Annotated in this window: 11 protein-coding genes and 2 rRNA genes (1 of these 13 running past the window's edge); 7 read left to right on the top strand and 6 right to left on the bottom strand. The window is 63.3% G+C overall.

Going from position 1 to position 23,541, the window contains the following annotated elements; genetic code table 11:
* Together GGR44_RS11375 and rrf are read left to right on the top strand one after the other, a co-directional pair.
* Positions 1-2,676 (top strand): 23S ribosomal RNA (locus GGR44_RS11375); it begins 132 nt to the left of the window's first position.
* A 110-nt stretch (positions 2,677-2,786) separates the two neighbouring features.
* Positions 2,787-2,901: ribosomal RNA gene (gene rrf / locus GGR44_RS11370) — 5S ribosomal RNA — on the top strand.
* 444 nt (positions 2,902-3,345) lie between these two features.
* Here the strand turns inward: rrf and GGR44_RS11365 are convergent.
* Entirely contained in the window at positions 3,346-4,404 is a 1,059-nt protein-coding gene (locus GGR44_RS11365) for a phytase (RefSeq protein ID WP_183955902.1), read from the bottom strand.
* A 210-nt stretch (positions 4,405-4,614) separates the two neighbouring features.
* Here GGR44_RS11365 and GGR44_RS11360 point away from each other — a divergent pair, with 210 nt between their 5' ends.
* Positions 4,615-6,855: a TonB-dependent receptor plug domain-containing protein gene (locus GGR44_RS11360; protein ID WP_343052331.1), complete on the top strand. Its 2,241-nt coding sequence runs from the start codon at positions 4,615-4,617 to the stop codon at positions 6,853-6,855.
* 73 nt (positions 6,856-6,928) lie between these two features.
* Here the strand turns inward: GGR44_RS11360 and GGR44_RS11355 are convergent, their stop codons facing one another.
* Positions 6,929-8,893 (bottom strand): OPT family oligopeptide transporter, encoded by a 1,965-nt coding sequence (locus tag GGR44_RS11355; RefSeq protein WP_183955713.1) that lies wholly within the window; start codon positions 8,891-8,893, stop codon positions 6,929-6,931.
* Between the two features lie 173 nt (positions 8,894-9,066).
* On the opposite strand from GGR44_RS11355, the gene GGR44_RS11350 reads away from it, so the two are divergent.
* Complete coding sequence (locus GGR44_RS11350; RefSeq protein ID WP_183955712.1) at positions 9,067-9,978, top strand: ROK family protein; 912 nt, start codon at positions 9,067-9,069, stop codon at positions 9,976-9,978.
* Here GGR44_RS11350 and GGR44_RS11345 read toward each other — a convergent pair.
* The 4 genes from GGR44_RS11345 to GGR44_RS11330 form a co-directional block, all read right to left on the bottom strand.
* Complete coding sequence (locus tag GGR44_RS11345) at positions 9,959-12,916, bottom strand: LpqB family beta-propeller domain-containing protein (RefSeq protein WP_246344578.1); 2,958 nt, start codon at positions 12,914-12,916, stop codon at positions 9,959-9,961. The genes GGR44_RS11350 and GGR44_RS11345 overlap by 20 nt on opposite strands.
* A gap of 18 nt (positions 12,917-12,934) precedes the next feature.
* Entirely contained in the window at positions 12,935-14,806 is a 1,872-nt protein-coding gene (locus GGR44_RS11340; protein WP_183955711.1) for a gamma-glutamyltransferase family protein, read from the bottom strand.
* A 63-nt stretch (positions 14,807-14,869) separates the two neighbouring features.
* Positions 14,870-15,871, bottom strand: a complete 1,002-nt coding sequence (locus GGR44_RS11335) for a FecR family protein (RefSeq protein WP_183955710.1) — start codon at positions 15,869-15,871, stop codon at positions 14,870-14,872.
* Complete coding sequence (locus tag GGR44_RS11330) at positions 15,795-16,442, bottom strand: sigma-70 family RNA polymerase sigma factor (protein ID WP_183955709.1); 648 nt, start codon at positions 16,440-16,442, stop codon at positions 15,795-15,797. The genes GGR44_RS11335 and GGR44_RS11330 overlap by 77 nt, the downstream gene beginning before the upstream one ends.
* 678 nt (positions 16,443-17,120) lie before the next feature.
* Between GGR44_RS11330 and GGR44_RS11325 the strand changes: the two genes are divergently transcribed.
* From GGR44_RS11325 to GGR44_RS11315, 3 genes are all read left to right on the top strand, one after another.
* The gene (locus tag GGR44_RS11325; protein ID WP_183955900.1) at positions 17,121-20,162 is read left to right on the top strand and encodes a TonB-dependent receptor domain-containing protein; all 3,042 of its coding nucleotides are present in this window, start codon (positions 17,121-17,123) and stop codon (positions 20,160-20,162) included.
* Positions 20,162-22,021 (top strand): gamma-glutamyltransferase family protein, encoded by a 1,860-nt coding sequence (locus GGR44_RS11320; protein WP_183955708.1) that lies wholly within the window; start codon positions 20,162-20,164, stop codon positions 22,019-22,021. Before GGR44_RS11325 ends, GGR44_RS11320 begins: the two co-directional genes overlap by 1 nt.
* Before the next feature lie 78 nt (positions 22,022-22,099).
* Positions 22,100-23,518, top strand: coding sequence for an aldehyde dehydrogenase family protein (locus GGR44_RS11315; protein ID WP_183955707.1), 1,419 nt, complete (start codon positions 22,100-22,102; stop codon positions 23,516-23,518).
* The last annotated feature ends 23 nt before the right edge of the window (positions 23,519-23,541 follow it).

The following is a 23,541-nucleotide window of genomic DNA, read 5'->3' as shown; positions in this document are numbered from 1 at the left end:
TTCACCATTTAAGGCTGCGCCAGCCCAATCTTCGGATCGGGATCTGGATCAGCGTTAAATGGGAGAGGTATCACTAAGCTGAATAAAATAGGCTTTGGTGAGGCGAACCCGGGGAACTGAAACATCTCAGTACCCGGAGGAAAAGACATCAACCGAGATTCCGTTAGTAGTGGCGAGCGAACGCGGACCAGGCCAGCGCCTGTGATTTAGTTAGCAGAACATTCTGGAAAGTTTGACCATAGCGGGTGACAGTCCCGTATGCGAAAGCGAAATCACAGGACTTGAGTAGGGCGGGGCACGTGAAACCCTGTCTGAACATGGGGGGACCACCCTCCAAGCCTAAATACTCGTACATGACCGATAGTGAACCAGTACCGTGAGGGAAAGGTGAAAAGCACCCCGATGAGGGGAGTGAAACAGTACCTGAAACCGGATGCCTACAAGCAGTGGGAGGGTCCTTGAGACCTGACCGCGTACCTCTTGCATAATGGGTCTGTGACTTAGTGTATCGAGCAAGCTTAAGCCGTTAGGTGTAGGCGTAGCGAAAGCGAGTCTGAATAGGGCGATTGAGTTCGATGCATTAGACCCGAAACCCGGCGATCTAGGCATGACCAGGCTGAAGGTGCGGTAACACGCACTGGAGGGCCGAACCGTTTAATGTTGAAAAATTATCGGATGAGTTGTGTTTAGGGGTGAAAGGCCAATCAAGCCGGGAAATAGCTGGTTCTCCGCGAAATCTATTGAGGTAGAGCGTCGGATGATTGCCGTTGGGGGTAGAGCACTGGATGGATGCGGGGGTCGCGAGATCTACCAACTCTAACCAAACTCCGAATACCAACGAGTCTAGTCCGGCAGACAGACGGCGGGTGCTAAGGTCCGTCGTCAAAAGGGAAACAGCCCTAACCTACAGCTAAGGTCCCCAAGTCATCACTAAGTGGGAAAGCATGTGGGATTTCCAAAACAACCAGGAGGTTGGCTTAGAAGCAGCCATCCTTTAAAGAAAGCGTAACAGCTCACTGGTCTAAACAAGAGATCCTGCGGCGAAGATGTAACGGGGCTAAAGTGATGCACCGAAGCTTAGGGTTCAGTCTTTGACTGAGCGGTAGCGGAGCGTTCCGTAGGCCGTTGAAGCGATCTGGTAATGGGTCGTGGAGGTATCGGAAGTGCGAATGCAGACATGAGTAGCGATTAACAGTGTGAGATGCACTGTCGCCGAAATTCCAAGGGTTCCTGCTTAAAGCTAATCTGAGCAGGGTAAGCCGGCCCCTAAGACGAGCCCGAAGGGGGTAGTCGATGGGAACCACGTTAATATTCGTGGGCCTGGAGGTGTGTGACGGATGCCGTAAATTGTTCGGGCTTATTGGATTGCTCCGGGCAGTGAAGGCGTCCCAGGAAATAGCCCCTCCGTATAGACCGTACCCTAAACCGACACAGGTGGAATGGTAGAGTATACCAAGGCGTTTGAGAGAAGTATCCTGAAGGAACTCGGCAAATTGCCTCCGTACCTTCGGAAGAAGGAGGCCCCATCTAAGCGCAAGCTCTGATGGGGGGCACAGGCCAGGGGGTAGCGACTGTTTAGCAAAAACACAGGGCTCTGCTAAGTCGGCTTCAAGACGACGTATAGGGCCTGACGCCTGCCCGGTGCCTGAAGGTTAAGAGGAGGAGTGCAAGCTCTGAATTGAAGCCCAGGTAAACGGCGGCCGTAACTATAACGGTCCTAAGGTAGCGAAATTCCTTGTCGGGTAAGTTCCGACCTGCACGAATGGCGTAACGACTTCCCCACTGTCTCCAGGATATGCTCAGCGAAATTGAATTCTCCGTGAAGATGCGGAGTACCCGCGGTTAGACGGAAAGACCCCGTGCACCTTTACTGCAGCTTCAGAGTGGCATTAGGAAAGAACTGTGTAGCATAGGTGGGAGGCTTTGAAGCGATGACGCCAGTTGTCGTGGAGCCATAGGTGAAATACCACCCTGTTGTTTTCTGATGTCTAACCTCGCACCGTTATCCGGTGCAGGGACCCTCTGTGGCGGGTAGTTTGACTGGGGCGGTCGCCTCCTAAAGAGTAACGGAGGCGCGCGATGGTGGGCTCAGGACGGTTGGAAACCGTCTGTTAGAGTGCAATGGCATAAGCCCGCCTGACTGCGAGACTGACAAGTCGAGCAGAGACGAAAGTCGGTCATAGTGATCCGGTGGTCCCTCGTGGAAGGGCCATCGCTCAACGGATAAAAGGTACGCCGGGGATAACAGGCTGATGATTCCCAAGAGCTCATATCGACGGAATCGTTTGGCACCTCGATGTCGGCTCATCACATCCTGGGGCTGGAGCAGGTCCCAAGGGTTTGGCTGTTCGCCAATTAAAGTGGTACGTGAGCTGGGTTCAGAACGTCGCGAGACAGTTTGGTCCCTATCTGCCGTGGGCGTCGAAATTTGAGAGGAGTTGACCCTAGTACGAGAGGACCGGGTTGAACATACCTCTGGTGTACCAGTCGTCCTGCCAAGGGCGCAGCTGGGTAGCTATGTATGGACGGGATAACCGCTGAAAGCATCTAAGCGGGAAGCCTCCCTCAAGATAAGATTTCATCGAGCCGTGATAGACCATCACGTTGATAGGCCGGATGTGGAAGTGCGGTAACGCATGGAGCTAACCGGTCCTAATTGCTCTGTTCGCGCCTGAAGAGTCCCACCATCAACGTCAGCCCTGCTGACCGTTGACAAGCGGATGATAATTTACGCCAGTTTGCACGGTCCATCGATTAATCCCATAACCCATGCGCAAGCTCCATTGCTTGGTGACCATAGCGTCTGTGACCCACCCGATCCCATCCCGAACTCGGCCGTGAAACCAGTCTGCGCCGATGGTACTGTGGCTCAAGCCCCGGAAGAGTAGGGCGTCGCCAGGCATTGAAGCTCGCGCATAGGGTAACTACACGGGAAAAACCCATTCACTTATTTTGCTCGAAATAACGACCCCCGACCAGATGATGGCCGGGGGCTTTTGGTTTCTGGTCTAATAGGCTCGATGTCCCCCTGACATGCTTCGCAAAAATGTGATCGTTTGCTGATAAAGTCCAACGCAACGGGTTCGGACGATAATGAAGCGAAGCAAGTTAAATGAAGAGCAGATCAATTCGATCCCGGCGGAGCAGGAGGTGTCCCATGCCCGGCGGCCACGGTCTCTCGAGGAGGAGAAATCGAGGCTGAAGAAGCCGCCTGCTCGCGCCCGGCGGAACCAAATTGCTACTGGCCTATCGACCGTCGCGCCGCCGACCCTGTCCTCCCTGGACAGCGTATAGAATCAGCCATCAACGCGCTGCCTACGCCCACTCGCGCACAGGTCTCCCAACCTATCGCGGCAGGCCCAGCGCGCGGACCACATCATCCCAGGCCACCAGCTTAAAATTCTGGGCCGCCGCCGCATTATGGCCGTCCTGCGCGATGAAAAGCCCGCCGGGATAGTTGGGCCCGAAATCGCCCAGCATCAATTCGATGCCGTCGGTTTCTTCCGATCCGCCAATGGCGCCGTCGACTACGCGGAAACGGCCGACATAGCTGTCGTCGCTCAACCGATAGAGGACATAGGCATTGTCGCCCTGGCTGGAAAGGACGACATAGCCGTCCTTCTCGCCCATGGGGGCAATGGCCACGCCCTCGGCATCGGCGACGATATTCTTTCCATCGGCCGCCGCGATCCTGATCGGCGTGGTCGCACCGATTGCGCGCGCGTCGAAGCGCCAGAGGCCGACATCTTCCTCCGCCACATAAAGCCTGTGGGTGCGATCATCGACGGCGCAGCCTTCCGACTGGGTGCCAAGCTTCATGCTGCGCACGATCCGGCCCGTGGGCGCGGCGCCGGACGCATCCAGCGCAATCTGGTTGATGGTCCCGTCCTTCAGCACGATGAAGGCGTAGAGCCCGGCATCGTCGCGGCCCATGCACACGCCATAGGCTTCGCCCGCGCCGCCATCGACCTTGCCCAGCGCCGTCAGTTTCGCGGTGGCCGGATCGAGCCGGAACAGCGCCAGCTTGGCCTGCGCCAGATCGTTGCGGTCGCTGGCGACCACCAGGATGCCGGCCGAGCCGTTAATCGTCACGCCGTCTTTCAGGTCGACATTGTTGACCCGGCCCGCGTCCAGAAAGTCGCGCGTCTTGCCGTCAAGGCCATAGACATAGAGCCCGGCCTTCTTGTCTGTCCCCACAATCAGGCTCTGCGCCGGGTCGGCGGCGTTGCGCCAGATCGCCGGATCGTCGGCTGCGTCGGCGTTGGACGTGCCCACGGGGACCGTCTCGCCGCGCGCCGTCACGCTGGCCGCCGGGGTGGCGTTGGCGATGCGGACGGCGACGGGAATCTCCGGCTCCGCACTCGCGCATCCAGCCAAAGTAATAAAAGTGAAACATGAAATCATCGATGTGTAATATTTCTTACGTGATCCAGTCATGATTCACTCCTAGCGGCCCATTGAGACGGGCAGATACAAGAATGCGCCCGATGGTCAATTCATCTCTTATCAAAGGGGGCAGTTATGGTCGCGAACAAGTGGCTTATGCTTGGTTGTGCGTCGCTGGCGCTGATATCGTCAAATGTTCATGCACAGGCGCCCGCTGCGGCGGATGAAGTGGACTCGGCCGACGGCCAGATCAACAAGGCGACCGACATCGTCGTCATCGCCGGCATCGGCTATCGCGACCGCACCGACGCGACGCCCGAACCGGTGCTGAAATATGGCAGCGACTATTTCCAGCGTTTCGAGCCGCTGACCGCGGGCGATGCGTTGAAGCGCGTGCCTTCCGTCACCTTCCTGTCCGACGTCATCGAAAGCGATGCGCCGCAATTGCGCGGCCTGCCGCCGGGTTACACCCAGATCCTTATCAACGGCGAGCGCGTGCCCGGCTCCAGCGCGGACCGCAGCTTCTTCATGGACCGTATCCCCGCCGAACTGATCGACAGCGTCGAAATCGTGCGCTCCTCCTCCGCGCGCCGCACTGGCGACGCGATTGCGGGCACGCTCAACATCAATCTGCGCGACGGTTATGAGCTGGACGGCGGTTACGGCCGGGTCGGCGGCCTGTTGTTCAACGACGATGAACTGGAACCGAGCCTTGGCTTCGTGTGGGGCGGGGCGGTTGGTCCGGGCCGTTTGCTGCTGGGCGGCAATCTTCAGGGCCGCCACAATCCCAAGCGGAAGAAGAGCCTGCGCTACAAGGATTCGCCCGAAAATGTGGCGGACTATGCGACCGAGGAGTTCGACAATCGCGAGGACCAGACCGACACTCGCGATGGCAAGGATTACAGCTTCAACGGCAGCTATGAAATCGACGCGGGCGACACCAATTTCAAATTGAACGGCTTCTATGTGAAGACCGACCGGACCGAGGACGAGCGCAGCTTCGAATATGATGATCCGACCGCGATCAGCGGTCCGGTGCCGACCGGCAATCTGGAGAGCGACAACGCCAATGTGGCGAAGATCGACCAGGAGAATTTCTCGATCGATGGCAAGCTGACTCATGAATGGGCAGCAGGCAAGACGTCGCTGCGCGTCGGCTATGCCCGGTTCACCGAGGACCGCACCGAAACCGAATATGAAATCGGTTTCGACGTTGACGAAGGCGATGATCCCGAATTCGAAGGCACGCTGACCCAGACCGACATCAAGGACAGCGAATTTTCGGTCAAGCTGGAGCATGAAGTGCCGCTCGGCGAGACGATGAAGTTCGTGTTCGGCGGCTTCTATCAGGACAAGAACCGTCGCACCGGCATTTTCGAAGCCGAGCAGGAGGGTACGGGCAGCTTTGACTGGGATCAGTTCAGCCAGAATCCCACCGATCTCGCCGGTGAATTCGAGGAACTCGAAGCCATCGACGGCGGCGACAGCCGGATCAAGGAAAAGCGCCGTGACGCCTTCGCCCTGATCGAGGGCGACAACGGCAATCTGAAATGGGAAGCGGGCGTTCGCTACGAACACACCAAGGTGCGGATCACCGACTATACGGTCGACGACGACATCGCCAACCAGTCGAACAGCTATGGCAAGCTGCTGCCGTCGGCTTCGTTCAAGCTGGCGCTAACCGATCGGGACCGGATCATCGGTTCGGTCGCCCGCACGCTGCGCCGCCCCCAGTTCAACTATATCCTGCCCGCGACGCTGGAGGAGGAAGTGGGCGACAGCGACCTGCTGGGCAATCCGCAGCTCGACCCCGAAAGCGCGTGGGGCTTCGACATCGGCTATGAACACCGCATGGGCGCGCGGGGCATCGTCGGCGTCAACTTCTTCTACCGCGACGTCAAGGATCTGATCGAACTCACCAACACCGGTGAGGAAGGATCGGAAGGCGAAGGCACCTTCGTCTACACGCCCATGAACGTGGGCGACGGCAAGGTCTATGGCGTCGAATTCGACCTGTCGACTGACCTCGGCTTCATCGGCCTGCCCAACACCGGCCTGTTCGGCAACGTCTCGTGGCTGGACAGCGAGGTCACCGATTTCGCGGGCAAGCGCCGGTTCAACAACCAGTCGAAATATGTCTATAATTTCGGCTTCATCCAGGATTTCCCCAGCTTCGGCGCGGCGTTCGGCGCGACCTACCGCAAGCAGGGTACGGCATACAGCCGGGTGATCTCTGAAGAAATCACGACCACCTATGGCGCCGAACTGGAAGTGTTCGTGGAAAAGCGGTTCGGCAAGAATTTCACCATCCGCGCGGTCGGCTCCAACCTGCTGAACGGTGCCAAGCGTGAGACGTTCAACAAGTTCGACAATCTGGCCGACCAGATGGACCGCAAGTTCGACGAATATGAGCTGGAAAGCGAAAAGGCCGGGCCGGTGTTCCAGATCATGGCGCGCATGGCCTTCTGATCCGGGCGTTCATCAGCATCAAGGGAAAGGGCCGCCGGTTGCGCGGCCCTTTTTCTATGCGGCGGCCATCCCGTTACAGCGGCCGGATGACCATGGACCGCAGCCGCGCGTAAAGCGCCGCGATCACGCCCGCAAAGGCCAATGTCGCCAGCGGCACCGTCCAGTGGCTTTCGCCCATGATCGCCAGCGGCGCGTCGCTGTCGGTGGCGGCGACGATGCCGGCGAAGGCGACGCCGAACAGGCTTTCGCCGACGATGAAGCCGGTCGCCATCAACACGCCCATGCGCTCGGCAAATTCGGGGTTCGCCTGCCGCAGCGACCAGCGATTGTAGAAATGGCCGATCACCGCGCCGACCGGGATCAGCAGGGTCAGCGCCATCGGCAGGTAGATGCCCATGCCCACGGCCAGCGGCGGCAGGCGCAGCTTGCCCGCCTTGCCCAGCAGTTCGTCGATGATGACGACAACGACGCCGATCCCGGCGCCGATGCCGATCAGCCCCCAGTCAAGATCGCCGCCCAGCACGCCCTTGGCCAGCGCGGAGATCAGCGCCGCCTGCGGCGCGGGCAGGGCATTTGGCCCGGCCCCCGGCGCGCCCGCAAAGCCGAAGGCGCTGTTCAACAGGTCGAGCACCGGCGGGATGACCAGCGACCCGAAGATGACGCCCAATATCAGCGCCACCTGCTGCTTCCATGGCGTCGCGCCGACCAGTTGCCCGGTTTTCAGATCCTGGAGATTGTCGTTGGAAATGGTGGCGACGCCAAAGACGATGGCGGTGGTGAACAGCGCATAGGCGACCAGCGCGCGCGCCTGTTCCGGATCGCCGCCCGAACCGTAGATCGCCGCGAGCAACAGTGACGCGCCCAGCACGGCGAGGATGCCGACGCCCGAAATCGGGCTGTTCGACGCGCCGATCAGGCCCGCCATATAGCCGCATACCGAAGCGATGATGATGCCCGCGACCAGGATGTAGAGCAGGGTGCCGCCGATCACGACGCCCGCATTGGCGGCGATCGGCCCGCCCTGCGCGAATACCCACAGCAGCGCGCCGATGGGGAAAACGGAGGCGAGAATCGTGCCGCCGACGATGCCGATGGGCAGGTCGCGCTCGGTCAGCTCCAGCAGGCCGCCTTCGCCCGCCTTGCGCCGCTGCGCCGCGACCATGGCGGAGCGGATGCCGCGCGCGATGGGCCCCAATATCTTGAGCAGCGTCCAGATCGCCGCCACGCCGATGGTGCCCGCGCCGATGAAGCGCGCCTTCATGCGGAACGTCGTGCCGACAATGTCCGACAGTTCAGCGCCCGAAGGCAGCGGCGCGGTCAGATAGGGGACGATGCCGACCCAACTGATCAGCAGGCCGATGAACATGGCGACGCCCACCGACAGGCCGACCAGATGGCCAACGCCGATCAGCGCCATCGAAAAGCTGGTGGAGACGCTGGTCGCGCCCGCGCCGAATTTGAAGAAGGTCGCCGCCTCCTCCGCCAGCAGGCGCATCTTGGCGAGGATGGTGAAGCCCGCGGCGGCCAGCGCGCTCATCAGGATGGCGGCAAGGCCGCGCTTGTTCTCCTCCAGCCCCTCGCGCGATCCTGCGCCGACCTTCAGCACTTCGGCCGCCGCCACCCCTTCGGGATAGGGCAGGTCCGATCCGGTGACGAGCGCGCGGCGCAACGGCACCGAATACATGACGCCCAATATGCCCCCCAGCGCGCAGGTCATCACGCTGATCCAGTAGGGGAAGCCCTGCCACCAGCCGACGATGACGAGCCCCGGCAGCACGAAGATGATCGCCGACAAGGTGCCCGCCGCCGATGCGATGGTCTGAACGATATTGTTTTCCAGCAGCGTGCCGGTGGCGAACAGGCGCAGCACCGCCATGGAAATCACGGCGGCGGGAATGGAGGTAGCGAAGGTCAGCCCGATCTTGAGGCCCAGATAGACGTTGGCGGCGGTGAACAGCAGCGTGATGAGCGCCCCCAATATCACCCCGCGCAGGGTGAGTTCGGCCATGGGCGCGCGGCTCTGGCTGTCGGTCGTCATGGCTGGTCCCCTTGCATGATCGGCGCGGGCCTGATCCTGGCCCGGTCTCTGGCATAAGCAATAATGTTACCCGATTCTGGATCAATCGCAAAGCGCCAAGCGTGAAAAGTGAGAGAGGCGGGAACGCGGCGGAATTTGTATCCGTGCGCGTCATCGGGCAGTGTCGCGCGACCATGACGAAAGACGAACCCCTGATCGCCGGGATCGAACTGGGCGGCACCAAATGCATCGCGACGCTGGCGCGTGGAACCCGGATCGAACGGCAGCAACGCTGGCCCACGGGCGATCCCGCGACATTGGACCTGATCGCCGAGCGGCTGGCGCAATGGCGGGCGGAAACGCCCTTTGCCGCCATCGGCATCGCCAGTTTCGGGCCGTTGGTTCTGGACCGCAACGCGCCCGGTTTCGGCCATATGGGCAACACGCCAAAGCCCGGATGGGCGGGCGCGGACGTCCATGGCGCCTTCGCCCGGCGGTTCGACCTGCCCGTCGGCTTCGACACCGACGTCAACGGCGCGGCGCTGGCCGAGGGGCAATGGGGGGCGGCGGCCGGTTGCGCCGTCCATGCCTATGCAACGGTGGGCACGGGCGTAGGGTTGGGCATCGTCGTCAACGGCGCGCCCATCCAAGGCCATATGCACCCGGAGGCCGGGCATGTGCGCATTCGTCGCCAGCCCGGCGATGCCTATCCGGGCGCGTGCCCTGCCCATGGCGATTGTCTGGAGGGGCTGGTCAGCGGCCCCGGCCTGATCGAGCGCGCGCCCGCGCCGCTGGAGAAGGTGGGCGATGATGATCCGCTATGGTCGCTGGTCGCCGCCGATCTGGCGGAATGGGCGGCGACCCTCATCCTTACCCTGTCGCCGCAGCGGCTGGTACTGGGCGGCGGCGTGATGCAGGCGCGGCCGATACTGTTGCCGATGATCCGCCGGGGCGTGCTCGCCAATCTGGCGGGCTATCTGGCCGACGTCGATGCGGCGGCGATGGAAACCCTGCTGGTCCCGCCGGCGCTGGGCGACCGGGCGGGACCATTGGGGGCAATCATGTTGGGGCTGAAGGCGATGGAGATTACTTCGTCACGCCCTTGAGCAGATCGTCCACGGTATAGGCGTTGCCGTTGGCGATCACGGTCTTCACCTTGAACGTGTTGGCGATATTCTCCCTTGGGTCGCCGTCGATCAGCACGATGTCGGCCAGCTTGCCCGCCTCCAGCGTGCCTGCGTCGAGATTGAGCGCCTTCGCCGCATTGACCGTCGCTGTCTGGAGCGCCTGGAACGGCGTCAGCCCGGCGTCGACATAAGCTGCGATTTCCGCATGGAGGTTGGTGGCGATCATCGTGTCGGTGCCCGCGACGATATGGGCGCCCCCGTCATACATCTGCTTGAGGCTTGCAAGGCTGCCCGCCATCATCGGGCGGATAAGGGCCGCCATCGGATCATTTCCCGTCACCGTTTCCTGCGCCCATTTTGGATAGAGCCTGACCCGCGGGTCGACCGCATAGCCCGGATTGCGCGTCAGATAGCCGCCGAGCGCGCCGAACAATGTGGGCGTCAGCGTCCGCTGGCTCTTGCTGAACAGCGCGATCACATCCTCATAGGCCATGCCGCCCGGCCCCTGTTTGGGGGAATAGCCCCGACGGCTGGTCGCGCCCATATGTTCGGTGCCGTCGACGCCGGTGAAGGCGGCGGGGAAGATTTCATGGCCCGACACGGGGATACCCATGTCGTGCGCGGCCTCGACAATGCGCCGCTGATAGATGTCGGGCATCCGCACATAGCTTTTGACGATGTCATATTTGAGCGCGCGGGCGCGGGCCAGTTCGCGTTCCAGATGGGCCGGGCTGGATACGGCGATGCCCATCTTGTAATAGACGCGCTGCCATTCCAGCAACGGTCCGCCGGTATAGAGGCGCGGACTGATGCGGATGCCGGCCTCGGCCGCCTCGCGATCCTCCACCGCGTCATAGACTTGCGTGCCCGGATCGCGCACGGTCGTGATGCCATAGGCCAGCCATGCCTTTTCCAGGTTCGATCCGAAGTCCTTCTGGATATGGGAATGATATTCGATCAGGCCGGGAATGGCGGTCAGGCCCGACGCATCGATATAGGTTGCGGACGGGTCGCGCACGCCCGCATCATGATCGCGGATTGCGGCGATGCGGTTGCCATCGATCACGATATCCTTGTCGAGCTGCGTCTCGTCACGGACCGAATCGATCAGCTTGCCGACATGGATGACGGTACGACCCGTCGGCTTGGCGAGGCGGTAGGTGAGGTTAATGGGCACGTCGGTCACGACGCCGGTGGCGATGTCGACCTTCCGCAGCCTGTCGTCCGACTGGTAGAGAATGGCGCCCGAATCAGCGCTCCATGTAGGGAAGAAGGCGGTTTCGGAGGTGAAGCTGCGAACCGGGCCGAGCGCCTTGCCATCCTTGTCGATCGGCCACAATTTCAGCAGCCCTTCATAGATGCCCGCCATCTTCGTGCCGTCGGGCGACCAGACCGGGCCGCTGCCGCTGCGCGTGTCGAGCGACATATTGGCTTGCGGTATCTGCCAGAAGGGTTCGCTCTTGCCGTCGACCGGGATCACATAGACCTGGTTGGTTCCCTCGCGGAAACTGTTGGAAAATTTGTAGGACAGGCTGATCGCGACATATTTGCCGTCGGCCGACCAACTGGGCGTGCCCGGCTGGCCCAGCGACGTTTGCAGGCGCGTGACCTTCCCCGTGGCGACGTCGACCACGCACACGCCCGCCACGCCCCAGCGGCCGTCGACGTCGATGAAGGCGATCTGCCTGCCATCGGGCGACCAGGCCGCGCCCAGTGGCTGGGTGTCCATGGCTGTAAGCTGCCGGTCCTTGCCGGTGGCCAGATCCTTGATGAACAATTGCGGCAGGCCGCCGACCCGGTCGGATGAAAAGACGATGCTCTTGCCGTCGGGCGACCAGTCGGCGTCGGCATCCAGCGCGGAGTCCTTCGTCAGATTTTCCGGCGTCCCGCCTTTTGAGGAGACGACGTAGAGGTCGCCCAGCGCGACAAAGGCGATGCGGCCGCCATCGGGGGACAGACGCGGATGGGTGATGCCCAGCGCCTTGCGCGGCGCGGTCGAATCCCAGTCGCGTTTGGCGCGCATATAGTGGGGACGCACGACCTCCAGCGTGGCGGCGAAGTCAACCGTCGATCTCCGCGCGCCGCCGTGGCGGATCTTGCCATCCGACACATAATAATAGCCACCCTTCAGCCAGGACAAGCGGAAGGGAAAGACATTCTCCGTCCCGCTGACCATCGTGTCGCCGATCATCAAATGGCTGCCGGCGCCATCCTGTATGACATAGGCCAGTTCGCCGGTGGGTCCGAAGGACGGCGCATCGACCCGTCCATCCCCCTGTTTCAAAACGCTTTCCCGACCCGAAGCGAGATCGGTGACATAAATGGCGGTCTTGCTGCCCTCCACGCCCGAATAGGCGATGCGCGCGCCATCGGGCGACCAGGTCGGCAAGCGGTCCTCGCGCCCATTGCTGCTGATCTGCTTCATCGCGCCGGTGGCGACGTCCATCGTCCAGATGTCGTAATTGCCGCTGCGATCTGACGAGAAGGCCAGCGTGTTGCCATCGGGCGAGAACACCGGCTCACGGTCGTCATAAGCGCCCTCGGTCAACTTCTTCATCTCGCTGCCATCGGGCCTGATCGACCAGAGGTCGTAACCGCCATCGCGATAGCCGAAATAGACGAGGCGCGAGCCATCGGGCGCCCAGACGGGCTGGCGCGCATCGTTGAAATAGTCGGTGATGCGCTTGGCCTTGCCGCCCGCCGCCGGGATGATCCACAGGCTGCCTTGCAGGTCCATCGCCAGCCATTTGCCATCGGGCGATGCGGACACGGCCATCGACGTGCCTTCGTGCACGTTAAAACTGATCGGCGCTTCTCCACCGGGCGGGGGCATGTTGGCGGGCTGGGCCATCGCCTGCGCGGCGGCGCCCAGCATCAGGGCGACGGCCAATGTCCTGAACGATGATGACATGATCATATTTCCCCGAATTATTCCCTACCAACCAAATGCATAACGTTCACGGCGAACATCCGCGCCGCCGCGCAGCGTGCCCGTTTCAGGCACAACCCCGGCCGCAACGATGCCGGTCGACACGCCGAACGGGCCCAGCAAGTCCAGCTTGTGTCCCCGCGCGGTCAGCCCGTCGCGCACCGCCTGCGGCACCCGGTCCTCGATCTCCAGCACGCCCGGTTCGTCCTTCTTGATCGCGAAGCTGCCGTGGAAATGGTTGGAGTTGATGCGCGGCGCTTCGATCGCGGCCTGCAACGGCTCGCCAAAGGCCAGCACCCGCAGCAGCACGTTCATGATCTGCTGGTCCTGATTGTCGCCGCCGGGCGTGCCGATGGCCAGGAACGGCGCGCCGTCCCTCAGCACCAGAGAGGGCGACAGCGTCGTGCGCGGCCGTTTGCCGGGGACGAGAACATTGGGGCTTTCCGGGTCGAGATCGAACACGGTCATCCGGTTGCTCATCGGCACGCCAGTGTCGCCCGCAATATAGGCGCCGCCCAGCATCCAGCCCGAACTGGGGGTGCAACTGAACAGATTGCCCTGCCGGTCCACCACCTCGATCGCGGTGGTGTCGGCGGTTGGCGTCGGCGGTTTTTTCAGCACGTGCGGGGTGAAGGCGGGCGTCGAACGCTTGACGCCCTCAAACGCCCAGGGGTCGCCATAGCGATGTTCGAGCGAAGCCCTTGGCCCGATGTCCCTGGCGCGCGCGGCGGCATAGTCTTTCGACAACAGGCCTTTGGCCGGAATCTTCGCGTAATCCGGATCGCCGAAATAGGCGTTGCGATCATCGAACGCCAGCTTGATCGATTCCGCCAGCGTGTGGAGATAGAGTTCGCTACCCGGCTCCATCGTGGCGATTCCGGCGGCTTCGGCGATGTTGAGGGCCAGCAGCAGCGCAGGCCCCTGGCTCCAGAAGCCGCCCTTGCACACCGTATAGCCGAACACGTCGGCGGTGGCGGGCGCTTCCACCCGGCCTTTATATCCGGCAAGGTCGGCATAGCGCATCAGGCCCCCGTCCGCCTCCATTGCGGCGCCGATGCGGCGAGCAATGTCCCCCTTGTAGAAGGCGTCGCGTCCGGCCTGGATCGCGGCCTTGCGGTCGCCAGTCTTCGCCAGCGCCGCCTTGTCCGCCTGGGCGATGATGCGCATCGTGCGGGCGAGGTTGGGCTGGCGGAAAATCTCGCCGGTTTTCGGCAGTTTCCCGCCGGGATAATAGGTGTCGTAAGCGGATCGATATTTCGCCGTCGCTTTTTGCTGGCTGACGAACACCTCGGCCAGGAAATTATACATCACGAAGCCGTCGGCGAGCTCGATGGCCGGCTGCATCACCTGGTCCAGGCTCATCGTGCCGTTGAGTTGCAGCGCCAGGGCCATGGCGTCGACCATGGCGGGCAGGGTGCCGCCATTGGGGCCGTTGCCTGGCACCATGCCCAGCGCCGCGAATTTATCGGGCGTGGCGAGCGCGGGCGCAGTGCCCTGACCGTTGATGACCGACGCCTTTTTCGTCTGGCTGTCAAAGATGATCGTTGGCGCTTCGCCGCCAAAGCCGAAGTGCGAGATTTCGGTGACGGCCGCAGCGAACACCGCCGCGACTCCCGCGTCGGTGGCGTTGCCGCCCGCCATCAAGATGCGCGTGCCCGCCGCCACCGCATAATGGCGCCCGGCCGCGACAATGCCGAAATTGCCGACAATTTCGGGGCGCAGCGTTTCGCCCGCGCTCTTGAGGCGCGTGGGTTCGGGGGGCGGCGGCGTTTGTGAGCGCGCCGTTGCGGACGCCGCGACCCCCGCTATGGCCCCCGCCGCCGCCCACCCGCCGAGGGCGCGACGAGTCATTCCCGAAACCGGGTCATCTTCGTTCATTTCTGGTTCTCCCCGTCCGATGGCGCTTGCGGCGCGCGGATGATCGGCGGCCCGACAACGGCGTCAGGTCGCGCTTAAGATAATCGTCTTGCCTTCTGTTCGGGCGACCAGTCCCAGGCTTTCCGCCACCGCTTCGGCAAAGCCCTGCGGGTCGTTCGCCACGAACAGGCCAGTAATGGCTTCGTCCGCCAGTTCCGGGTCGGCGATGACGATGCGTTCATCGTTATAGCGCGCAAATTCGGCGGCTGCTGCGGCCAGAGTGCTGTCGCTGAAGGCGATCTTGCCGTCCCGCCAGTAAAGCTGCTGCTCGATCGCCTCGGCCGTGATCGACGTCGGCTCGATCGGCTTCGCCGCCATGGGGTCGACCGTGGCGCGCATCCCTTCCGACAGGCGCACCGGGGCTTGGCCGATGCGGTCCTGGCTGACCTCGACCACGCCTTCGCTGACCATCACGTCGACCGGACGGGCGCTGTCGCGGCGCACGATAAAGGCTGTGCCGACAGCACGGACGCGCGTTTCTCCCGCGACGACCACAAAGGGGCGTTTGGCGTCCTTGGCCACGTCGAACAACACTTCGCCGCCATCAAGGAAGACGGTGCGCGCTTCGGGCGTGAACTGCACGTCGATGCGGCTGGCGGTGTTGAGGTTGACGACGCTGCCGTCGGACAGGGCGATCCGCAGCATCTCGCCCCTGGACGTGGCATAACGCTGGCTTGCGCCGATCAGGCTGACGGCGCCGACGGCCGATGCCGCTATGGCCGAACCGGCCATCCACAACATGTTGCGCCGACTGAAGCGGGGCGTGGCGACCGGCGCCTTCTCCTCCAGCGCCATTGCTGGCGCATTCCCGGCCCCCTCTACATGGTCCTGCGCCATTTCGAGCCGCGCAAGCGCCGCGCACGCCATGGCATAGGCGCCCATCCGCCGGCTGTCGCCTGCAAGCCATTGATCCAGCTCGCATTGTTCTTCATCGGTCAGCGCGCGCGCGTCAAGCCGGGCTACCCAAAGGGCCGCCTGTTGCTCGATCTGCGCACTGCTTTCCCTGGCCGTCATAGGTTTCTTCATCCGGAATTTGGTCCTTAGACGCAGCAAGGCCCGATTTTCCGCCACGTCCAAAAATATTAATCAGATGGCGGATGCCCCGTCCGACATGTTTTTCGACCGTGCTTTCGGACAGGCCCAATTGTCGCGCGGTTTCGCGCTGGGACAATCCCTGCACCTTGCGCAGGATGAAGGCCTCGCGGCATTTGGGCGGCAATTCCGCTATCGCCTGGGACACCAAGCGCAACTCCTCGCGTTGTTCCGCCTGCACATCGGGCGGAATATCCCCGGATTCGATACTGAGCCGTTCGATTTCGGTCAGGGATTCGACCGACACGACCGGCGCGCGCCGCACTTCGGTGATGACCACCGACAAAGCGGTGCGAAAGAAATAGGCGCGCGGATTTTCGATATGGTCGACCGACGGCAATGTCGCGATTTTCGCATAGGATTCCTGCACAACATCGTCGATCTGAAAGCCATGCTGGATGCGCCCCACAAGCCAGCGCCGCAGCGCCGGTTCATGCGGGCATATGTGCCGTGCCAGCCAGATGGCCCTGTTGTCCTGAATCGAACGAACCTTTCCCCGAGACACGGGTAGCAACGAAAATTCGCCGAAAACCCGCCGTTGAAGGGCGATTAAAAAAATATGACAGCGTTATGGCGGATAATCGCCGCTGGCCTGTCTTTTTGGATGTGATCGCGGCGAAGGTGGGCCCCGTGCCGCGGTTGGGGAGAGGATGCCGGGAACTCCAGTGACAGGAGGTCGCCATGGGCATCGCACAGCCGAATGGCAGTGTCGGCGCAGACATAGAGTTTTGTTGATTGAGACCAGCGTTACGCGGCGTCCGCCGCGCGCGAATCATGTCGTGCGCCGTGCCGGACAGCAACAGGGGGAACAGAAAGAATGAATGGCATCAAGACAGCGATGATCGTCCTGGCCGGCTCGGCGAGCGGGCTGGCGCTATCAACCGGCGCGGTTCATGCGCAGCAGCGCATTTTCGATTTGCCCGAAGGCCGGGCGGTTGAAACCCTGCCCTCTTTCGCTTTGCAAAGCGGCTTGCAGATCATCGCGCCATCCAAAAAGCTGAGGAACAGCCGCACGCCGCGCCTCTATGGCGCCTATGATGCGCGTCAGGCGCTCAAGCGCATGATCCGCGGCACCGACCTGGTTGTCGTGTCTGATCGCAACAACGTCGTCACGTTGCGCGACAAGAGCCTGGACGCCCAGCGAGGCGACAGCGCCGCCCTGCGCCCCATCGCCTTTGCCGAAATGCAGGTGGCCGGCACGATGTCCGACGTCGCGCCGGCGAGCCTGCCGGCGGCCGACGCCAATGAAGAGGATGCGGCGATCGTCGTCGTGGGGACGCAGATCAGGGGCGCCAAGACCACCGGCGCCCTGCCGGTCAGCGTCGTTGGTCAGGATCAGGTGGAAGCCGTGGCCGCCGTGTCGGGCGCCGATCTGTTTCGCTCCATTCCGCAACTGGGCGGCGTGACGTTCAATGAACAGGTGCTGGGCGGCGGTTCGGGCAATGCGGCGCGCGGCGATGTGTCCACCATATCGCTGCGCGGCCTGGGGCAGGGCAATACGCTGCTGCTGATCAACGGCCGCCGCAGCGTGCTGCATCCGACGTCGCAGGCCATCACCGGCGTCGTGGACTCGGGCATTCCGACTTTCGGCTTCAACGCCAACACCATACCGGTCGGCGCAATCGAGCGGGTAGAGGTGCTGCGCGACGGCGCGGCCGCGCTCTATGGCTCCGACGCGGTTGCCGGCGTGGTCAACAACGTCCTCAAATCAAACTTCACCGGCGCTACCTTCGACGCGCAATATGGCGGCGCGGAGGGAACCAACCTGCGCGAGTTTACGATAAACGGGCTTGTCGGCTTCAACTTTGGCGGGGGCCGGGGCAATATTTCGCTCTTTGGCGGCTATGCGCAGAAATCGAAGCTCTACCTGCGCGATCAGGATTATACGGCGACCGCCGACCGGCGTCCCTTTGTCGCCGGCACCGCCTTTGCGACCAACCCCTCGTTCAACGGAACATCGACCAGCACGCCCTGGGGCACATTCCAGGCGACGGGATCGGGCGCGATCAGCAGCAATGGGATGGAGATCACCAACGCTTCCCGCCAGTTCCACGTTCAGCCCTCCAGCAGCCCTGACTGCCGGGCGGCGACATCGACGCCGGGTGTGTGCATCGACAGCGCCAGCGGCACGAGTGAAATGGCAAATGTCGATTCGAACCTGCGTTTCGATTCGCCGGCGACCTTCGCCGACCTCACAACCCAGCCTTCGGTCAAGCGCATCAACCTGTTCAGCTTCATCAATTATGAGCTGACCGACAATCTGGATTTCTTCGGCGAGCTTGGCTTCTACCAGGGCAAGACCGAAGCGAACATCGGAACGCCGGGGTCGCTGGGCAATATTCCCATCACCGTCGCTGCTGACGCCTATTGGAACCCGCTCGGTCCGGTAGGGTCGCCCAATCGCCTGCCCGGCCTTGTCGGCGTGCCCGACGAAGGGCTGCCTGTCACCATCCGCAGCCTCAACTATGTCGACGTCGGCCTGCGCAAGGTGAACGTCACCAATTATCAGTACCGCTTCCTGGGCGGTCTGCGCGGCAATTTCGGCGACTGGAACTGGGAATCGGCGGGCCTTTACACCTGGGCGACCGTCAAGGATACAATGGACGGCACGTCCAGCACCCTGTTGCAGGCGGCGATCAACAAGACCACGCCTGACGCCTATAACCCGTTCAACGGCGGCTGCGTCGACACCCCCGCCGTGGGCGATTGCACACCCAACCCCCAGTCGACGATCGACAGCTTCAAGATCCAGTCGACCCGCCGCAACAAGACGACGCTGGCGCTGTGGGATCTGAAACTGTCCAACGCCAATCTGCTTGGCCTGTGGGGCGGCAACAGCGTCGGCATCGCCGCCGGGGTCGAATTCCGCCGTGAAACCTACAAGGACGACCGCGATCCGCGGCAGGGTGGCATTGCGGGCGTCGATATCACCTATACCGACGCGGTTACCGGCATCTTTTATGGCTCCGACCTGATGGGCGCCAGCCCCAGCCCCGACGTATCGGGCAGGCGCAAGGTATGGTCGGCCTATGCCGAACTCGCCATTCCGCTGGTCAGCCCGGAAATGGAGATACCCTTCTTCCACGCCTTCGACGTGCAGATCGCCGGCCGCTATGAAAAATACAGCGACGTCGGCGATGTCGCAAAGCCCAAGGTCGCGGCAAGCTGGGATCTGCTGGAAGGCTTCCGCCTGCGCGGTTCCTGGTCGCAGGGTTTCCGCGCGCCGAACCTGGAAGTGCTCAACACCGCCACGCTCGACCGCGTCAACGGCGGCACCGAATATATTCTCTGCGAGGCGGATATGCGCGCAGGCCGCATCGAGAGCTTTGCCGCTTGCGCCCGCCCCGTGTCGGTGCTGCGTCGTTCGGGCGGCAATCCTGATCTGAAGCCCGAGGAATCGACCAGCTGGAACTTCGGCGCGGTGCTGCAACCGCCGCTGCCCGACGGCTGGGGCCAGGTGACCTTCACCGTCGACCGCTGGCGGATCAAGCAGAAGGGCGTAGTCGGGCTGCTCGATTATCAGAATGCGCTCAACCTCGACTATCTGCTGCGCGTCCAGGGCAGCAGCAATCCGGCGGTCGTCCGCGACGCGCCCACGGCCGACGACATCGCGCTCGTCGCTGGCACTGGACTCGATCCGGTGGGGCGCCTGCTCTATGTCACCGCACCGTTCCAGAACCTGCTGCCGATTCAGGTCGACGGCATCGACTTCAACCTTGACTATCGCCTGCGCGGCACCTCAATCGGCAATTTCGGCTTCAACCTGAACGCGGCGCGCCTGATCAAATATCAGGTCGACTCGCCCGCCGCCGTGCAGGCGGTGCTCGATGGGCAGGCCGACGGCACCATCAACCCGGCGGTGCCTGTTTCGGGCGGTGGCGACGTGATTAACCGCGACGGCCAGCCGCGCTGGCGCATTTCGGCCAACTTCACCTGGGATTCCGGTCCGGTCACCATCGGCGCCTTCACCCAGTTCATCAGCGATGTCTATGAAAACGCCGTGTTCGACATATCCAACAACAAATTCGTCGTGAAGGGCCAGACCACGGTCAACCTGTTCGCCACCTACAAATTCGATCAGGGCATGATGAGGGGCACGGCGATCACCATCGGCGCGCGCAACATCTTCGACAAGGATCCGCCGCTGGCTTCCACCGGCTATCTGTCGAACCTGTATCAGCCGCAGGCGCGCTATTGGTATACCAGCATCAAGAAGAGCTTCTGATGCGGGATGACGATCGGGACCGGGCGGCGACGCCCGGTCTTGCCCGGCGCGAGATGATCGCGGCGGGCCTTGCCGGGGTGGCGGTGGGTCTGACGGCCCGGCCCGCCTTGGCGCAATCGGGCGATCGCGCGCCGGACGCGCCCCGCACCGGCGCCGCCATGGTGCGGGCGCACCGGGTGGAGGCGCCCATGCCCCATGGCGGGGTGGCCGCGGGCCATCCGCTGGCCGCCATGGCGGGCGCGCGCATGTTGATGAAGGGCGGCAGCGCGGCCGACGCCGCCGTCGCCGCCATGGCGGTGATGAATGTCGTCGAACCCTGGGCATCGAGCGCGGCGGGCAACGGCTTTGCCACCTGTCTCGACCGCAGGAGCGGCAAGGTCCATTCGCTGGCCTTCACCGGCGGCGCGCCCGCCCTGCTCGACCCCGATGTCGACCCGAAGGAACTGGACAGCGGGCACAAGGCTGTCGTTGTGCCCGGCGCCTTTGGCGGCTGGATCGCGCTTGCGCGCAAATTCGGGCGATTGCCGCTGTCGACGCTACTGGAACCGGCCATCGGCTATGCCCGCGACGGCCAGCCGCTCGACGCCTCCATCGCCATGTTCATCCGGCGCCAGCAATCGGTGCTTGCGCGATATCCGACCAGCGCGGCCATCTTCCTCCCGGGCGGCCAGCCCCCTGCGCCCCGCGCCATTTTCCCCAACGTGCCGCTGTCGCGCACCTTGCAGGCGCTGGCCGACGCCGAAACGCAGGCGCTCAAAGGCGGGGCAAGCCGGGATGGGGCGTTGCAGGCCGCCTATGATCATTTCTACACCGGCCCCGTCGCGCAGGAAATGAGCCGCTTTTCGGAAGCGAATGGCGGCTGGTTGCGCATGGCGGACATGGCCGCCTATCAACCGGTCTGGGAAGATCCGGTATCGACGCAATATCGCGGGCTGGACGTTTATTGCAGCCCGCTGACATCGCGCACGGGTCTGGAACTTTGCGAACAGCTCAACATCGTCGAAGGTTGGGACCTGTCGGCTCTACCGGGCGATGGCGCGGACTTCACCCATCGCCTGATCGAGGCGATCAAGGTGACGAAGGCCGATGTCTATCGTTATGCGGCCGACCCCCGTTTCGTCAAAGCGCCGGTGGCGACTTTGCTGTCCAAGGAGTTTGCCGCCCGCCGCCGAGCGATGATCGACCTGCGCCGCGCCATCGCCTTCCCCGAAGGCGCCGCGCTGGCCATGGCCGAGCGGCCGGTGCAAATGGCCATGGCCGATGACCGCACCCGCGGTGGCGACACGACCAGCCTGTCTGTGGTGGACGAGGACGGCAACGCCATCGCCGTCACCACCACCGTCGGCGGCGGTTTCGGCACCTCCGTCATCATGGGCGACACTGGCCTTCTGTGCAACAACGGCCTGCGTCTGGGGTCGACATCGCCCTATGCCGGCCATCCCAACAAGGTCGCGCCGGGCAAGCGCGCGCTGCTGGGCAACGGCCCCGTCATCGTGCTGGAAAAGGGACGGCTGAAGCTGGTCTGCGGCACGCCGGGCGGCGAAACCATCGGCCAGACCCAGTTCCAATTTCTGGTCAACGTCATCGACCGGGGCCTGCCGATCCAGCAGGCGATAGAGGCGCCGCGCTTTGCGCTGGATGCCGAACCCAGCTTCTACAAGCCGGGCGCGGCCGTGACGGTGCAGATGGAAAGCCGGTTCGACCCGGCGATTGTGCAGGCGCTCACCGCCATGGGGCACAGGCTGGAAACCGTCGGCGCCTTCGCCATTGGCAGCATACAGGGCGTGCTGGTCGATCCGTCCGGCGCGCGCATGGGGGGCAGCGATCCGCGACGCATGGGCTATGCGGTCGGTTATTGAGGCTGCGCGCCGCGCTTGATTGCGGTCGTTGACCGGGCCTATGGCCTTTCTCCTGCCAGACGGATCGGGATGAAGGCCATGGACCGGACATTTGCAATGTTGATCGACGGCGCGGCCGTGGCGGGCGCGGGCAATTTCCCGGTGATCAATCCCGCCACCGGGCGACCCTTCGCCCATTGCCCCCATGCCGACCGCGCGCTGCTTGATCGTGCGGTGGCGGCAGGGGTGGCGGCGTTCCCCCGCTGGGCGGCGACGCCTGTCGACGATCGCGCGGCGCTGGTTGCGCGCCTGGCCGATGCGCTGGCGACGCGCGCCGACGAGTTCGCCGCGCTGCTTACCGCCGAACAGGGCAAGCCATTGGCGCAGGCGGGCCATGAAGTGGCGGGCGCGGTCGAGACATTGCGCGCCTTTGCCGCCATGCGCCCGGAAAGCCGGGTGCTGCGCGACGACGGGCGGGCGCGGATTGTCGAGCATCGCACCCCGCTGGGCGTGGTCGCCGCCATCGTGCCGTGGAATTATCCGCTGCTGCTGTTGATGAACAAGATCGGGCCGGGGCTGGTCGCGGGCAATTGCATCGTCGCCAAGCCCGCGCCGACCACACCACTCACCGCGCTGCTCTTCGGCGAAATCTGCCGCGAACTTCTGCCGCCCGGCGTCGTCAACATCATCTGCGACCGCAACGACCTGGGCGACGCGCTGACCGGCCACTCTGACATCGCCATGCTGTCCTTCACCGGGTCGACCGCGACCGGGCGCAAGGTCATGGCTGCCGGCGCGCAGGCCATCCGTCGCGTGTCGCTGGAACTGGGCGGCAATGATGCGGCCATCGTGCTGGACGATGCCGACCCGGTCGTCGCCGCGCGCCGGATCTTTGCGGGTGCAATGATGAATGCGGGGCAGGTGTGCGTGGCGATCAAGCGCGCCTATGTGCCCGAAACGATGATGGAGCCGTTCTGCGACGAACTGGTGCGGCTGGCGCAGGCGCATGTCGTCGACAATGGCGCGCGGCAGGGCGCGCAGATGGGGCCGCTCCAGAATGCAGCGCAATATGAGAAGGTGAAGGCGCTGCTCGCTGAAACGGCCGAGCAGGGCCGGGTGCTGGCGGGCGGCGCGGCGATCGACCGGCCGGGTTACTTCATCGCGCCGACTATCGTGCGCGACCTGCCCGACGACGCCCGGCTGGTGCGTGAGGAACAGTTCGGGCCGGTGCTGCCCGTCCTGTCCTATAGCGACATAGACGAAGCGGTCGCCCGCGCCGACGCGGGCGTTTATGGCCTGGGCGGATCGGTATGGGGCCACGATGTGGACCGCGCGGCGCAGGTCGCCATGCGCATGGGTTCGGGCACCGTGTGGATCAACCAGCACGCCGCGCTGGACGCGGCAATCCCTTTCCGTGGCGCGCGCCAGTCGGGCATGGGCGGCGATCTGGGACAGGACGGGCTGCATGAATATACCCAGGCCCATATCGTCAACATCGCGCTCGGCCGGGGTGTCTGAATCGCCGTCGGACGGCTAGGTTC

This window comes from Sphingobium fontiphilum, from assembly GCF_014196635.1.
Taxonomy (GTDB): domain Bacteria; phylum Pseudomonadota; class Alphaproteobacteria; order Sphingomonadales; family Sphingomonadaceae; genus Sphingobium; species Sphingobium fontiphilum.
The sequence above is the reverse complement of the archived record's forward strand: the minus strand, read 5'-3'. Positions and strand labels throughout refer to the sequence as shown.

Coding starts and splice junctions, on each gene's coding strand:
- GGR44_RS11340 (WP_183955711.1), bottom strand. CDS start 14,806: ATGAACGAAGATGACCCGGTTTCGGGAATGACTCGTCGCGCCCTCGGC.
- GGR44_RS11335 (WP_183955710.1), bottom strand. CDS start 15,871: ATGAAGAAACCTATGACGGCCAGGGAAAGCAGTGCGCAGATCGAGCAA.
- GGR44_RS11350 (WP_183955712.1), top strand. CDS start 9,067: ATGACGAAAGACGAACCCCTGATCGCCGGGATCGAACTGGGCGGCACC.
- GGR44_RS11345 (WP_246344578.1), bottom strand. CDS start 12,916: ATGATCATGTCATCATCGTTCAGGACATTGGCCGTCGCCCTGATGCTG.
- GGR44_RS11325 (WP_183955900.1), top strand. CDS start 17,121: ATGCAGGTGGCCGGCACGATGTCCGACGTCGCGCCGGCGAGCCTGCCG.
- GGR44_RS11365 (WP_183955902.1), bottom strand. CDS start 4,404: ATGATTTCATGTTTCACTTTTATTACTTTGGCTGGATGCGCGAGTGCG.
- GGR44_RS11320 (WP_183955708.1), top strand. CDS start 20,162: ATGCGGGATGACGATCGGGACCGGGCGGCGACGCCCGGTCTTGCCCGG.
- GGR44_RS11355 (WP_183955713.1), bottom strand. CDS start 8,893: ATGACGACCGACAGCCAGAGCCGCGCGCCCATGGCCGAACTCACCCTG.
- GGR44_RS11315 (WP_183955707.1), top strand. CDS start 22,100: ATGGACCGGACATTTGCAATGTTGATCGACGGCGCGGCCGTGGCGGGC.